General features: G+C 66.4%; 11 protein-coding genes and 1 pseudogene. 8 read left to right on the forward strand and 4 right to left on the reverse strand.

Translation table 11 applies throughout. The features are described 5' to 3' along the window. Window positions 1–175: 175 nt before the first annotated feature. Window positions 176–1,288, forward strand: a pseudogene (locus IU449_RS23080) (NAD(P)/FAD-dependent oxidoreductase); the annotation flags it as partial. Between the two features lie 54 nt (window positions 1,289–1,342). Then, window positions 1,343–2,077: a Clp protease N-terminal domain-containing protein gene (locus IU449_RS23085; RefSeq protein ID WP_195004241.1), complete on the forward strand. Its 735-nt coding sequence runs from the start codon at window positions 1,343–1,345 to the stop codon at window positions 2,075–2,077. A 45-nt stretch (window positions 2,078–2,122) separates the two neighbouring features. On the opposite strand, the gene IU449_RS23090 is transcribed toward IU449_RS23085, so the two are convergent. Next, the gene (locus IU449_RS23090) at window positions 2,123–2,797 is read right to left on the reverse strand and encodes a suppressor of fused domain protein (protein ID WP_195004242.1); all 675 of its coding nucleotides are present in this window, start codon (window positions 2,795–2,797) and stop codon (window positions 2,123–2,125) included. A 56-nt stretch (window positions 2,798–2,853) separates the two neighbouring features. Here IU449_RS23090 and IU449_RS23095 point away from each other — a divergent pair, with 56 nt between their 5' ends. The 3 genes from IU449_RS23095 (at window position 2,854) to IU449_RS23105 (ending at window position 5,757) form a co-directional block, all read left to right on the forward strand. Then, a complete protein-coding gene (locus IU449_RS23095; RefSeq protein WP_195004243.1) occupies window positions 2,854–3,153 on the forward strand; it encodes a hypothetical protein in 300 nt (99 codons plus the stop codon). Window positions 3,154–3,370: 217 nt separating this feature from the next. Further along, window positions 3,371–4,996 (forward strand): chaperonin GroEL, encoded by a 1,626-nt coding sequence (gene groL / locus IU449_RS23100; RefSeq protein WP_195004244.1) that lies wholly within the window; start codon window positions 3,371–3,373, stop codon window positions 4,994–4,996. A 218-nt stretch (window positions 4,997–5,214) separates the two neighbouring features. Then, complete coding sequence (locus IU449_RS23105) at window positions 5,215–5,757, forward strand: DUF5134 domain-containing protein (protein ID WP_195004245.1); 543 nt, start codon at window positions 5,215–5,217, stop codon at window positions 5,755–5,757. An 80-nt stretch (window positions 5,758–5,837) separates the two neighbouring features. Here IU449_RS23105 and IU449_RS23110 read toward each other — a convergent pair whose 3' ends face one another. The 3 genes from IU449_RS23110 to IU449_RS23120 are packed head-to-tail and all read right to left on the reverse strand — an operon-like array spanning window position 5,838 to window position 8,130. Continuing rightward, on the reverse strand, window positions 5,838–6,176 hold the full coding sequence (locus tag IU449_RS23110; RefSeq protein WP_195004246.1) for a hypothetical protein: 339 nt from the start codon (window positions 6,174–6,176) through the stop codon (window positions 5,838–5,840). Continuing rightward, window positions 6,173–6,745 carry a class IV adenylate cyclase gene (cyaB, locus tag IU449_RS23115; protein ID WP_228805571.1) on the reverse strand — a complete coding sequence of 191 codons (573 nt, stop codon included), beginning with the start codon at window positions 6,743–6,745 and terminating at the stop codon, window positions 6,173–6,175. Before cyaB ends, IU449_RS23110 begins: the two co-directional genes overlap by 4 nt. Window positions 6,746–6,753: 8 nt before the next feature. Beyond that, window positions 6,754–8,130: a class I SAM-dependent methyltransferase gene (locus tag IU449_RS23120; protein WP_195004248.1), complete on the reverse strand. Its 1,377-nt coding sequence runs from the start codon at window positions 8,128–8,130 to the stop codon at window positions 6,754–6,756. A gap of 409 nt (window positions 8,131–8,539) precedes the next feature. On the opposite strand from IU449_RS23120, the gene IU449_RS23125 reads away from it, so the two are divergent. The 3 genes from IU449_RS23125 to IU449_RS23135 are packed head-to-tail and all read left to right on the forward strand — an operon-like array spanning window position 8,540 to window position 13,906. Then, window positions 8,540–9,817 carry a helix-turn-helix domain-containing protein gene (locus tag IU449_RS23125; RefSeq protein ID WP_195004249.1) on the forward strand — a complete coding sequence of 426 codons (1,278 nt, stop codon included), beginning with the start codon at window positions 8,540–8,542 and terminating at the stop codon, window positions 9,815–9,817. A 13-nt stretch (window positions 9,818–9,830) separates the two neighbouring features. Further along, window positions 9,831–10,301: an SAM-dependent methyltransferase gene (locus IU449_RS23130; RefSeq protein WP_195004250.1), complete on the forward strand. Its 471-nt coding sequence runs from the start codon at window positions 9,831–9,833 to the stop codon at window positions 10,299–10,301. Between the two features lie 41 nt (window positions 10,302–10,342). Further along, entirely contained in the window at window positions 10,343–13,906 is a 3,564-nt protein-coding gene (locus tag IU449_RS23135) for a DEAD/DEAH box helicase family protein (RefSeq protein WP_195004251.1), read from the forward strand. Window positions 13,907–13,932: the final 26 nt, after the last annotated feature.

Raw genomic sequence — 13,932 nt, forward strand, 5'->3', positions numbered from 1 at the left:
ATCCTCGGCAACGGTCGCGCGTTCCGGCCTACCGCTACCCCGTCGCGCCGCGCGTGGGCGCCCGGCCGTGCCTCGTTGCCGAGCAGGCTGTGACGCAGCTCATCGCGGCGGTGCGGTATGCCCGGTCAGATTCGGCGGGGCTGTCCGGTCTAGCTGAGGAAGGCGGACGGAAGGAGCCCTCATCATGACCGGAGAAGTGCATCGGATCATCGTGCTCGGCGCGGGATACGCGGGTCTGGCCGCGGCGCGGGCACTGCGGCGGGCGCGCGGCGCGCGGGTGACCGTGGTGGACGCCAGGGCGGAGTTCACCGAGCGGGTGCGGCTGCATCAGCGGGTCGCCGGGCAGAAGCTGCGCCGGTGGGATCTGGCCCGGGCGCTCGAGCGGCACGGGGCCGAGTTCGTGCGAGCCCGCGTGACAGATCTGGACCCGACAGCGCGCACGGTGCGCCTGGACACCGGCGACACGCTCGAATACGACACGCTCGTGTACGCGCTCGGCAGCATCGCGCCGAATCACGTTCCCGGCGTGGCCGAGTACGCCAGGTCGGTCGCCACTCCCGAGGACGCGCGGTGGCCTGTCGGAGGAGGAGAGGCGATGGCCGCCGGGCCGATCGCCGTGGTGGGCGCGGGTGCGACGGGCATCGAGCTGGCGGCCGAATTGGCCGAGTCGCACCCGGGGACGCCGGTGCTGCTGCTCGGCGCCGAGGAGCCCGCCGCCTGGCTCGGCGGCCGGGCGGTCGCGCACGTGCGCGGGGTGCTCGAGCGGCTGGGCGTCGAGGTGCGCGCGGGTGCGAAGGTCGTGGAGGTGACCGAAGACGGTCCGCGCCTGGCCGACGGCAGCGTCGTGCCCGCGGCGACCACGGTCTGGACGACGGGTTTCGCGGTGCCTGATCTGGCGGCGCGGGCGGGTCTGGATGTCGACGCGGCCGGACGGATCCGCACCGACGCTCAGCTGCGCTCGACCTCGCACCCGGACATCTACGCCGTGGGCGACAGCGCGGTGGTGGCGGGCCCGGGTGGCCGGGAACTGCGCATGGCGTGCGCGACCGCGCTCCCGGCAGGCGCGCACGCGGGCAAATCGATCGTGGCTGTGTCGCGGGGAGGTCGGCCGAAGCCGCTGAGTTTCCGCTATCACCTCCAGTGCCTGAGCCTGGGCCGCCGGAACGGATTGGTCCACGGCCTGCGGGCCGACGATCGCCCGGCCGGATGGATGCTGCGTGGCAGGCCCGCTGCTGTGGTGAAAGAGCTGGTGGTACGCAGCACGATCCCGATGGCGGGATTGCGCTGACAGGATCGTCAACCATAGGTTGACGTAGGTCATTCGTCAACCTATGGTTGACGAATGACCTCGCAAATTCGCCTCGACGACCTGATCGACGGCATCAAGACCGCCCGTCCCGACAATGTGCTCGAACAACTCTCCGACGCCGTGGTCGTCGGGGATCACCTCGGCGAAGTGGCCGACCACCTGATCGGTCACTTCGTCGACCAGGCCCGCCGCTCCGGCGCCTCTTGGACCGAGATCGGCGCCAGCATGGGTGTCTCGAAGCAGGCCGCGCAGAAGCGCTTCGTCCCGAAGGGGCCGTCCGCCGCGATGGACCCGAAGGACGGCTTCGCGCGCTTCACCCCCCGCGCCCGCAAGGTCGTGGTGGCCGCGCAGGAGGCCGCGCGGGTGAGCGGGCACGCCGAGATCGGCGCTCCCCATCTGATCCTCGGCCTGATCGCCGAGCCCGACGGGCTGGCGATGCGCGAGCTCGCCGGTCGCGGCGTCACCGAGGACGCGCTGCGGGCCGCCGCCACTGCCGCCCTGCCACCTGCCCCGGCCGAACATCCCGAACACGAGACCGGTCTGATCCCGTTCGCCGCCGACGCCAAGAAGGTGCTCGAGCTGACCTTCCGGGAAGCGCTGCGACTCGGGCACAACTACATCGGCACCGAACACGTGCTGCTCGCGCTGCTCGAGGAGGAGCACGGCACCGGGCCGATCAGCGGCCTCGGCGTCGAGAAGGGGGCGGTCGAGGAGCATCTGGTGGAGCTGCTCTCGCAGCTGATCCCCCCTGGCCCCGCGGCCCCCTGAGCGGTCGCGCCTCGGGTGCGCCGACCGGGCGCCCGCGAGCCGGTGTCAGCCCCGCCCGCGCAGTCCGCCGCCCCAGCGCGGCCACTGCGCGCGCGGGGCGGGCGGCGGCAGCAGCGATGCGCGGTCGATGTCGGTGACCAGTAGCGGCAACCGCTCGCGCAACGCGTCCAGGACGCCGAGCAGCTTGCCGCCCCGCGCCGCCTGGTACTCGGTTTCGGCCAGCCCGACGATCTGCAGGAATTCGACCCGCCCGTTGACCGTCTCGATGATGCCCAGCTCCGGGTCGGTCGCGAATCCCACCGCCCGGATCGGTGATTCGGCGTGATCGGCCGCGATCGGCCCGTTGGCCTTGATGGTCTGCCCGGCGGCGAAGCGCTTGCCCGAGGTGAACACGTAACGGGCCAGGTTCTGCATGAACTGCGCCGGCCACACCGGCGCCGGGTCGACATCGATGTCACCGAGCAGCCGGAAGGTGAATTCGAATCCCCAGCCCGACACCGAGGGCTCGCCCCAGGCCTTCTCGTCCAGCTCCGACATGCCGTAGGTGATGTAGTGCCAGTGCGGGACCGGGTCGGTCCGGGCATAGGCCGAGATGCCTTCCAGGGGGTCGGCGCTGCCTACGGTCCAGTGGTGCGAGACCGTCCAGTGTTCGGGTTCGGTCGTTCCGTACAGCTGTGCCAGGACGCCGTCGATCGCGTCCCGGCCGGGTCTCACACTCACGCGGCAACTGTAAGTCGCGCCGGGGATAACGCCGGACGGCCGGTTAAGCTATAGCGATGCCGGATGAAACGGCCGAAGATTCCGACCTGGTCGCTGGGGAACGCCGTATCGACCTGCTGCGCGCGCTGTCCTATGTGGAGACCGAGTCCGGTCCGGACGGCGAATTCGTCATCCACGGTGATCTGCCCCCCGAGGTGGCGCCGCCGTTCATCCGGGCGGTCATGCGCGTGGAGGCGGAGTTGCTGCTCGGCGACGCGGAGATGGTGACCGTCGGCAACGAAGAGCCCCGTACGCCGGAGGAGCGGCGCACCGACGCGTTCGTGGCATTGCTGTTGCGCATCGACGACGGCTTGTAGCGAGGCTGATCCAAACCTTGCACTCTCATCGGGGGAGTGCTAAAAATGGGTTTGGCACTCTCCACGTGTGAGTGCCAGGTCGGGACGGTGAGACCGGGTTTCATCGACACCCTCGGTCGTCCGTCGCGGGCACCGAACCTGGCCAGCGTAAATGGGGCGGCCCAACCGGCGGTCGTCCTGTGTGTCAGCCATACACATGGAGGATCTCAACAACGCCATGGCCAAGACAATTGCGTATGACGAAGAGGCCCGCCGCGGCCTCGAGCGGGGCCTGAACGCCCTCGCCGACGCGGTGAAGGTGACGCTGGGCCCGAAGGGTCGCAACGTCGTCCTCGAGAAGAAGTGGGGCGCCCCCACGATCACCAACGATGGCGTGTCCATCGCCAAGGAGATCGAGCTGGAGGACCCGTACGAGAAGATCGGCGCCGAGCTGGTCAAGGAAGTCGCCAAGAAGACCGACGACGTCGCCGGCGACGGCACCACCACCGCCACCGTTCTGGCCCAGGCGCTGGTGCGCGAGGGTCTGCGCAACGTCGCGGCCGGCGCGAACCCGCTGGGTCTCAAGCGCGGCATCGAGAAGGCCGTCGAGGCCGTCACCGCCCGCCTGCTCGAGACCGCCAAGGAGGTCGAGACCAAGGAGCAGATCGCCGCTACCGCCGGTATCTCGGCCGGCGACGCGTCCATCGGTGAGCTGATCGCCGAGGCCATGGACAAGGTCGGCAAGGAAGGCGTCATCACCGTCGAGGAGAGCAACACCTTCGGTCTCCAGCTGGAGCTCACCGAGGGCATGCGCTTCGACAAGGGCTACATCTCCGGTTACTTCGTGACCGATCCCGAGCGTCAGGAAGCGGTCCTCGAGGATCCGTACATCCTGCTCGTCGGCTCGAAGGTTTCGACCGTCAAGGATCTGCTGCCGCTGCTGGAGAAGGTCATCCAGGCCGGCAAGCCGCTGCTGATCATCGCCGAGGACGTCGAGGGCGAGGCCCTGTCGACCCTGGTCGTGAACAAGATCCGCGGCACCTTCAAGTCCGTCGCCGTCAAGGCTCCGGGCTTCGGCGACCGCCGCAAGGCGCAGCTGGCCGACATCGCCATCCTGACCGGCGGCGAGGTCGTCAGCGAAGAGGTCGGCCTCTCCCTGGAGACCGCCGGCGTCGAGCTGCTGGGCCAGGCCCGCAAGGTCGTCGTCACCAAGGACGAGACCACCATCGTCGAGGGTGCGGGCGACGCGGAGGCCATCAAGGGCCGGGTCGCGCAGATCCGGGCCGAGATCGAGAACTCCGACTCGGACTACGACCGTGAGAAGCTGCAGGAGCGCCTGGCCAAGCTGGCCGGCGGCGTCGCGGTGATCAAGGCGGGCGCGGCTACCGAGGTCGAGCTCAAGGAGCGCAAGCACCGCATCGAAGATGCCGTGCGCAACGCCAAGGCCGCCGTCGAAGAGGGCATCGTCGCCGGTGGCGGCGTGGCCCTGCTGCAGTCCGCTCCGGCGCTGGACGAGCTGAAGCTCACCGGCGACGAGGCGACCGGCGCCAACATCGTGCGCGTCGCGCTGTCGGCCCCGCTGAAGCAGATCGCCTTCAACGCCGGCCTCGAGCCCGGCGTGGTCGCGGAGAAGGTCTCCAACCTCCCCGCGGGCAGCGGCCTGAACGCCGACTCGGGCGAGTACGAGGACCTGCTGGCCGCCGGCGTCGCCGACCCGGTCAAGGTCACCCGCTCGGCTCTGCAGAACGCGGCCTCCATCGCGGCCCTGTTCCTGACCACCGAGGCCGTCGTCGCCGACAAGCCGGAGAAGGCCGCCGCTCCCGCCGGCGACCCGACCGGTGGCATGGGTGGCATGGACTTCTGAGTCCTGCCGCACGGCAACCTTTTTCGACCGGAGGCCGGTCCATCCGCAAGGGTGGGCCGGCCTTTCGGCCGTTTTCGGCGTGGCCGTCGACTCAGCTGAATCGTTTCCGCTCCGACCGCGGCCGCCCCGGCTAACGTTGGCTTGTGGGACGGACCCGCCACAGTCCGGCCCGCTTTCCGATCCGCTGGCGTGCAGGACCGCGCTGCTGGAGGTAGCCGATGCGGCAACCGCAGGACCCGATCGCGGTGGTGACGGCCGCCCTGGTGGCGATTTCGGCGCTCGCGCTGGTGTGCCCGCATCCGTGCGCCACCCGAGGCAGGATCGGGCACGCGGTGATGTGCGTGGCGATGGCCGCCATGCTGGCGCCCGCCTACGACCCGCTCGGCCCACTGGTGTGGGCGCTGCTGCTGGGCGGGCTCGGCTGCTGGCTGGCCGACACCCCCGTCCCCCTCGCCCGCCGCCTGCCACTGATCGCCGACCTGACCCTCATGGTGGTACTGCTGCTGTCGAACTCGCCGGCGCCCGGCACGGATTCACCCGCCGCCACCGCTGCCGCACACCATCACGCCCCCACGGCAGGACCGGATTGGATCTCCCTACCGATCCTGGCGGTGACCGCGTGGGCGCTGCTGCGGGTGCATCTGTGGCGAGCCGGACGCGGCACTCTCACCCACGACCGTTCCACGACGAGCCTCGTCGCGGGCGTATCCATGACAGCGGCCATGACCATCATGGGCGTCACTCACGCCCTGCACCTCTGATGATCGGCAGCCCGGCAGGATCGTCGCAGGCGCCCGCCTGCGCGCCGACCGGTGACACGGAGTTCTGAGGTGCGTACCCATCACCTCGGCACGGGCCGGAAACCGGTCTCGCCGATCATGATCACGCATGGCTGATTCAATACACCGGCCTTGTAGACGGCTTCGTCGAGGTGGGTCGACATCAAGAGCATCCACGTCTGCCACGGGGTGCCCGCGCCCACCGGCCCTCCCGTATTCGCCGCGAGCCGCAGGTAGTAGTCGTGGAATTCCTGGTCGGTTACCACAAAGGTCAGCGGGGGCTCCACCGGTGATTCGCCGATATCCGTGATCTGCAACCGACCCGCGTCATCGCGGCTTATCCGATATCCGGAATCGGCACCGGCACGAATAACCGAATCGGCGCAGGCTGTGCCGATCAAGAGACCGCTCGTGTCGCCATCACCATGTCGCGGTAGGGCAGACGAACAATCGGGTGGTCGGCGATCCCGAGCTGCTCCTCGATGCGGTTGAGCTGGAGGCTTGCGGCATCTGCGTCAGTTGCGGTGATCTCCGTTTCGACGAAAGTGCCTGCGTGGACGACGGTGTCGATGCTGACAACGGCGGCACCGTGATCGGCATGCTTGTAGGTGGTGCGCGACTTCTCGACTCGAACGAGTTCGATCATGCCGATCGCGGTGAGTAGCTGGTTGGCGGCTGCGGCTTGATCGGCGTCGCTGAGCGCCACGTTGGTTTCCTGCTTGGAAATGATGTCGTCTGCGCTGTGCGTCGAGACGTCGGACGGCGGCTTGTAGGTGATCTCGGCGAAGCCATTGCGTTGCCGAACTCGCAGGCATTCGACAGTTTCCATGTAGTCGACATCAGGCCGGCTGTAGTAGGTATCGACTTCGGTGAGCTGTCCGGCTTCATGGAAGCCGAGTTCGAGGAGCCGCCGACGAAGGCGGTCGGGATCGTGGAGCTCGCGTTTGCGCTCGACCTCGATGAGGTGCATGGGCTGGTTCATCCTCTCGTGTGGATAGCAGTGTGGACGCGGGCGAGGTTGGGTTTGGAGCAGTGGTGGCGGATTGTCCCGAGGGCTTGTTGTAGTGCTTCGGAGTCGGTGACGGGGAGATTCTGGAACAAGACCATCTGCTTGGCGTCGCTGAGCGGGTTCGGCAGGCTGTTGCTCAGGAACCTGTTGTAGTACTTGCGCTCTCGGGAGAAGACATCGGTGGGTTGTACCGGCATCAGCACTGTAGGGGTTTCGGACCCGCTGTCGACGGACCGGACGGCGAACGCCGTCAGAAGATCATCGGCGGTCAGGTACGCATAGGTCTCCCGGCCCTCGCGCTCGAGCCAGTTGTCCCAGACCTGTGCGCACGCGGCATCGCGGTCGACCGAAGCGAGGAAGACCTGGAGTGCGACATCGGTGACGGCGTCGAAGATGTCGCCGTCGATGACGTGATGGTCCCCGTACGACTCGCTGACCGCCTGGATGTTCGCACGGTCGATGGCGGAGATTCCTCCGCTCTCGGTGAACTCGAAATGCACTCGCTTGTGACCGGTACGGAAGTCGATCCAGTCGCCTGCGAGCTGACCGTCGAGCACGGGAGTGAATCCCAATATGCCGGAGCGCCATACGTGATCGCGAAGGGTTATGTAGTGACGTTGGGTCTCACGAAACACTCCGATCGGCGCGTGGACAACAGCACATACCTGCGGGTCGAGTTCGGTAGCAGGGACTATCCGCGAGTTCTGGCGGATGATGATCTCATCATCGTGATGGTGGTAGGGATGGGTGCCGTGCCGGAGGTAGTGCGGCAAGAACAGCCGGAGGAACCGCAGCCACGACGGTGCGTTGTAGGACTGCACGGCCTGCTCGTGCAGTGATCGGGCGGCCACCGCGTACACGTCTCGATAGACGAAGAACCCGTACGGCTTCAACACTCGGGGAAAGGTGCGGATCAGGCTGTGCAGGCCGCTGTAGGCCCCGCCGTAGGAGTAGACCTCGTGTAGGAGGGCCGAAGCGCTGACTACGTCGACCGGTTCGCTGATCAATGCGGCGATATCCTGCGCCCAACCATGGACCAGCGTGCATGTGCCGACTGCGCGGAAACGATCGATGGCCCGGTTGAGCGAGTGCGAACTGACTTCCGGTGCTTCGACGAGGGTCAGGCGGATATCACGCGGCTGTGTCTCCAACTGGGATGCCAGAAAGTCGACAGCTGCCCCGCCGCCGGGGCCGATCTCGACGACATGCGGATTCGGATCGGCCACGCGGTCGAGGGCGCGTTGAACGAGGAGGCCCTTCTCTTGTCCGTGGTCGTTCGTGGCTACGTCGAGGTAAGTCGACTCGGACTTGTGTTGATGAGCAAACAGATTCGGTGGTCCGATCATTGTGTCTCGAGGAGTCCGGGTAGTGGCGGGCAACCGGCCCGCGCGGTGGTGTCGGGCATCTGTGGGGGTGGTTGCGGCATGCCCGCCCGCTGTTGCGTTCTTCATCGACGGCTCCACGAGGTGCCGAGTTTCACGGGGGTCTTCGATCCTCGTGCGCAGGCGCGGCCGCAACCCTGGTGCCTGGATGTGACTGCGGTCTTCGTTTCCGCCGCAGCGCATTTCGCTGATCTCTCATGATGACGGTGCGACTCGGACAGGGATGCCGCCCTGTGGTCGTGGTTCATCTTCCCCATGCTTGTCAGCCCCCGGTCGACTACTTCGTGTGGTGAGTTCAGGGAACCATCGGCCGCGCCTGAGAAACACTGATTCTCGTCCACAGCACGTCCACAATGGGGTTACATTCGACCGCATGGACAGTCACGCCGCGATCGTCGGTGCGCAGCTCCGAGCGGCCCGGGAAGCTGCTGGTATGTCACTGGCAGCGCTGGCCGGCCAGATCCACTACAGCAAGTCGATGCTCTCCTATTTCGAGACCGGGCAGCGCACGCCGACGCCAGATGTCATAGCGTGGTACGAACAGCGGTTCGGCGGCATGCAAGACGCGGTTGCCACCCTGCTCAACCTTGGAAAGGCTGACGTGGAACGGCGCTCATTTCTTCGGGTCGGCTACTCCACAGCACTCAGCTCATCCGTCCTGCTACCCGGATGGCTCGATCCGGCCGTCGCCACACCGGCGAGGAAAGCAATCGGGATCCGCCACGTCGGTGAGGCCGACGTAGCCGCAGTCCGAGACGTCATGCTCGTGTTCTCCCAGATGGACCAGCGGTTGGGCGGCGGGCACGGGCGCACGGCTGTCGTTCAGTACCTGACCAACGAGGTAACCGGGTACCTCAACGGCGCGTACGCGAGCGATCAGGTTCGTCGTGACATGTTCTCCGCAGCAGCAGAATTGACGTATCTGGCGGGTTGGATGGCGTTCGACAACGACGAGCATCCGGCTGCCCAGCGCTACTTCACGACATCGACCAAGCTCGCCGCCGAAGCAGATGACGCACCATTGACCGGGCATATCCTGCGCGCCATGGCACACCAGGCTATCGATCTCGGGCACCCTCTGGAAGGGCTGCAACTGGCCGAAGCGTCGGTGGCTGGCGCTCGCTACCGAACTGCTTGTCCGCGCGAGCGAGCGCTGCTGAAGGTCGTGCACGCCAAAGCGTTGAGCGCGGCAGGTCGCCCCGCCGAATCGGCGAGAGCGCTTCTCCAGGCCGAGAAGGACTTGGCGGATGCATCCACTCGCGATCGAGAGCCGACACGGGTGTTCTTCTTCTCCGAAGCGAGCCTCGCGCACGAAACGGCCTGCGCACTGCGTGACGCGGGCGATCTGAGCGGAGCCGCTGAACAGTTCGAGCGCAGTGTTCGCAAACGTCAAGCTACCGCGTTCACGCGTACACATGCGGTGACCCTCGGGTACCTCGGAACAGTGCAAGCGCGCGCTGGGAGTATCGAACAAGCTTGTGCCACTTGGTCTTCTGCGCTGGCTGCGATGAGCGGGGTGCAGTCGGGGCGCACACGCAACATCGCACGCGACATCCGCGCGACTGTGGCACCGCACCTCAACCGACATATCGCCGGTGTGCGTGAGATCGACGACCAGGCAACGGAGTACCTGACCGTGAGTAGCAGATAGGGCAGAAGGACGCATGACAGACGAAGTGTTCGAGGTTGTTCCCGTCGCGCACGTGGTGGGTGGTCGCCGCGAACCGACCGATGATCACTGGGGCGGAGCCGAGGCGATCATTCGCATCGATGACAGCAGGTTCACCGAAGAGTCGGTGCAGGGTCTCGAAGAGTTCAGCCACCTCGAAATCGTGTTCCGATTCCACCTCACCGATCCCGCTGACCTGCACTTCGGTGCTCGTAGTGCGCGCGACAATCCGGACTGGCCGAAGGTGGGGATTTTCGGGCATCGGAACATGCGGCGGCTGAACTGGCTCGGTGTCTCGCGCACGCGACTCGTGCGGGTGGACGGTCTGGATCTGCACGTCGCCGAGCTGGATGCAGTCGACGGAACGCCGGTACTGGACATCAAGCCGTGGTTCGCGGAGTTCGGACCGCGTGGCGAGTGTCGTCAGGCGGCCTGGTCCACCGAGATGCTGAAGGACTACTTTTAGCTAAAATCTCTCTGCGAGCGACACCGCGGGGGAGGAACTGGATGCCGATCATAGATTCGAGACTGCTCGACGCTGCCCGGAAGTCGGTGAACTTCGGCTCGTTGGCCGCGATCGAGCCGCTGCTGACTATCTATGGAGCGGGCGCCGAGTCAAGTGTCTACACCGACCCGAACGGTGCGCTGATCAAGTGCCGCCAGTTCGGTGAGGTGCTCGCCGAGCAGCTGATCCGGCGCAGCGGCACCCGCTTCAACGGATCCAAGCAGATCGAGCGTATTCAAACCCTCGAGCGCGCGGGGGTGCTGACCCGATTCGCCGCCGATGCGCTGCACGACATCCGTCGGACTGGCAACGAGGCTACTCACAGTCATCTGTTCAACGTACGCGCAGCACTGCGGACAGTGGAGCAGTGCTGGCAGCTCGGCGACCTGCTACGGCTGGCGCTGTCCCCGGACGATCAGAAGCCCTGCAGCTTCATCGCGCCGCAGCCTCCGGCGCCGCCGCAGGTCGTCGAGGCCGACGATCAGGCCCAGCTTGACGAGATCAACGCGAGGCTCGCCGCCTCGCAGACCAAGCTGACCGAGACGTTGACCGTGCTCGACGCCGCTACGACCGTGCAAGCGGCCGAAGCCGACGCACGTCGAGCCGCCGAGCAAGAGCTTGCGAACGCGCGGCAGCGCGAGCAGGAGGTTGCCGCGCGTCTGGCCGCCCTCGAGAAGCAGCTCGCCGCGCTGCAGGATTCGGGTGCACTGGCCTCCGCCGAGCCGGCGAAGGTGTCGGCCGCCAGCGGCAGCTCCTTCTCCAAGGCATTCCGTCGCCGTCCCCCACTCAACGAGGTGCAGGCGCGTCGCGCCATCGACGCTCAACTCGTCGCGACGGGCTGGGTCGTTCAGGACTATGTCGATGTCAATCCGGCAGCGGGGGTCGGGGTGGCGGTGCGCGAGTTCCGTCTCGCTACCGGCTATGCCGACTACGTGCTGTATGTGGATAGCAAGATCGTCGGCGTCATCGAAGCCAAGCGGGAGGGCACCGCCCTCATCGGTGTTGAGCACCAGACCGCTAAGTATGCAAGAGGATTGAGGAAGTCGGACCAGCTCGCGGCCTGGCGGCAGGACGAGCCACTACCGTTCTGCTACGAATCCACCGGTGTGGAGACCCGGTTTACCAACCGGCTCGATCCGAGGCCGCGGTCGCGTGAGGTGTTCACCTTCGCAAGACCGCAGACGATCAGGGCGTGGATGCACCAGGCCGCCGCCCGCCCAGAGGCGCCGACCTTCCGTGCTCGACTGCAGCACCTTCCACCGCTCGATCCGAAAGGGTTGCGCCCGAATCAGATCCAGGCCATCAACGGAATAGAGAGGTCCCTCGCGACCAGTCGCCCTCGCGGCCTGGTGCAAATGGCCACCGGGGCGGGCAAGACCTTCACTGCTGTCACGGCGAGCTACCGGCTCATCAAGCATGCGGATGCCTCGAAGATCCTGTTTCTCGTCGATCGCAACAATCTGGGTGAGCAGGCCCAGTCCGAGTTCGACAACTACGTACCGATCGATGACGGCCGCCGTTTCGGCGACATCTACAACGTACAGCGCCTGGCCGGCCGCGTCGTGCTCGGTTCGACGAACGTCGCGATCTCCACCATTCAGCGCCTATTTCTGCTGCTACAGGGCAAAGACTTGCCCGACGCCGATGTCGACGACGATGTGGATGGCGATACCTCCGAGCCGGAAGCGCCGGTGGATGCCGTTTACAACCCGAACGTGCCGCCGGAGACGTTCGACCTGATCATCGTCGATGAGTGCCACCGTTCCATCTATGGGCGCTGGCGTGCGGTGCTCGACTACTTCGATGCCCCGATCATCGGGCTGACCGCAACCCCGACGAAACAGACCTTGGGTTTCTTCGATCAGAATCTGGTCAGTGAGTACACCTACGAGGAGTCGGTGATCGACGGGGTCAATGTCCCCTTCGACGTCTACCGGATCCGCACGGCGATCACCGAGTCGGGCGCCACGATCGAGGCGAAGACCGTTGTCCCTGTCCGTGATCGCCGGACCCGGGCCCAGCGCTACCTCGAACTCGACGACGACTTCTCCTACACCGGCGAGGCGATCGGCCGGGACGTGATCGCCGAGGACCAGATCCGCAGTGTGCTCGCTACCTTCCGGGACCGCCTTTACACCGAGATCTTCCCTGGCCGATGGGCAGTGCCCAAAACACTGATTTTCGCCAAGACCGACGCCCACGCCGACGTGATCGTCGAGCAGGTGCGCGAGGTGTTCGACGAGGGCGCCGACTTCGCCGCCAAGATCACCTACAAGTCGAAGGGGGAAGGCAGGGATCCCAAGCGGTTACTGCAGGATTTCCGCAACAGCCCCTCGCTGCGGATAGCGGTGACGGTGGACATGATCGCCACTGGCACCGACGTGCGCGCCATCGAGTGTGTCCTTTTCCTGCGGGCAGTACGCTCAGCGGTGTACTTCGAGCAGATGAAGGGACGCGGCTCCCGGATCATCGGAGCCGACGACTATGCCGCGCTCACCCCGGACGTCGCCAAGGGGCGCACGAAGGATCGGTTCGTCATCATTGATGCGGTCGGCGTCACCGAGTCACCCCTGGTGGACGCGACCCCGATGGAGCGAGTGCCGTCAGTTTCGCTTAAGAAGCTGCTGCAGAAGGCGGGCGCCCTCACGATCACTCCCGACGAGGCCTCCAGCCTGGCGGTGCGGCTGGCGAAGTTGGCCTCGCAGCTCGACCCGGTCGAGTCTGCGGAGCTGGCCGAGGCAGCCGACGGTATCGGGCTGCGTGAGATCGTCAAGCGGATCGCTGCCGCCAGCGACACCGACGCCGTGCTGGCAGCGGAGCAGCGGGGCGGGCAGACGGAGGTGGCTGAGCAGCTGCACAAGGGTCTGGCCCCGCTTTCCGGCAATCCGGGACTGCGGCAGGCCATCCTCGACATCCGCAGGAAGAAGGACCTGATCTTCGACCAGGTCAATGCGGACACTCTGCTCGGCACCGAGCGCATCGCGTATGGGGGCGGCACCCACGAGCCGATCCGCTCGTTCCGGGAATACCTCGCCGAGCACCGCGACGAGATCACAGTGCTCCAGGTATTGCACGGCAGTGCGCCGGGGCGCCCCACCTACGCCGAGCTTGAGGCCCTCGCAGAGCAGGTGGCGCGGGTACCCGCGATCGGCAGTATCGAGACCCTGTGGCGCGCATACGCCGACCTCGGCGAACTGGCCGATCCGGAGCACCGCGTCGAGGTCCCTGACCTGGTGTCCATCCTGCGCTTCGAGCTTGCCAAAGATGTTGGTGCACCGGATCATTTGAAGATTCAGCCATTCGCCTCCTTAGTGGAGGACCGGCTCGCTGCCTGGCTGGCCGAGCAGCAGCGGCGGGGCGTCGAGTTCACCGATCGGCAGCACCGATGGCTAGGAACCATCGTGGACGTGGTGAAGACGAATATGGTGGTCGAGGTCGCGGACCTCGACCGGATCCCGTTCAGCGACCTCGGCGGCAGCCAGCGGTTCGCGGCCGACTTCGAGATCACGAGCAGAGAGGCGGCCTTGCAGTTGCTGGATGAGTTGAACACGGAGCTGATTGCGTGAGGGAGCGTACGTTGCCCACAGGATGG

The organism is Nocardia higoensis (genome assembly GCF_015477835.1).
GTDB lineage: Bacteria > Actinomycetota > Actinomycetes > Mycobacteriales > Mycobacteriaceae > Nocardia > Nocardia higoensis_A.

What these genes read in the sequence shown, in the direction of transcription:
- IU449_RS23085 (WP_195004241.1), top strand. Translation starts at nt 1,343, where the DNA reads ATGACCTCGCAAATTCGCCTCGACGACCTGATCGACGGCATCAAGACC.
- IU449_RS23095 (WP_195004243.1), top strand. Translation starts at nt 2,854, where the DNA reads ATGCCGGATGAAACGGCCGAAGATTCCGACCTGGTCGCTGGGGAACGC.
- groL (WP_195004244.1), top strand. Translation starts at nt 3,371, where the DNA reads ATGGCCAAGACAATTGCGTATGACGAAGAGGCCCGCCGCGGCCTCGAG.
- IU449_RS23105 (WP_195004245.1), top strand. Translation starts at nt 5,215, where the DNA reads ATGCGGCAACCGCAGGACCCGATCGCGGTGGTGACGGCCGCCCTGGTG.
- cyaB (WP_228805571.1), bottom strand. Translation starts at nt 6,745, where the DNA reads ATGCACCTCATCGAGGTCGAGCGCAAACGCGAGCTCCACGATCCCGAC.
- IU449_RS23120 (WP_195004248.1), bottom strand. Translation starts at nt 8,130, where the DNA reads ATGATCGGACCACCGAATCTGTTTGCTCATCAACACAAGTCCGAGTCG.
- IU449_RS23125 (WP_195004249.1), top strand. Translation starts at nt 8,540, where the DNA reads ATGGACAGTCACGCCGCGATCGTCGGTGCGCAGCTCCGAGCGGCCCGG.
- IU449_RS23130 (WP_195004250.1), top strand. Translation starts at nt 9,831, where the DNA reads ATGACAGACGAAGTGTTCGAGGTTGTTCCCGTCGCGCACGTGGTGGGT.
- IU449_RS23135 (WP_195004251.1), top strand. Translation starts at nt 10,343, where the DNA reads ATGCCGATCATAGATTCGAGACTGCTCGACGCTGCCCGGAAGTCGGTG.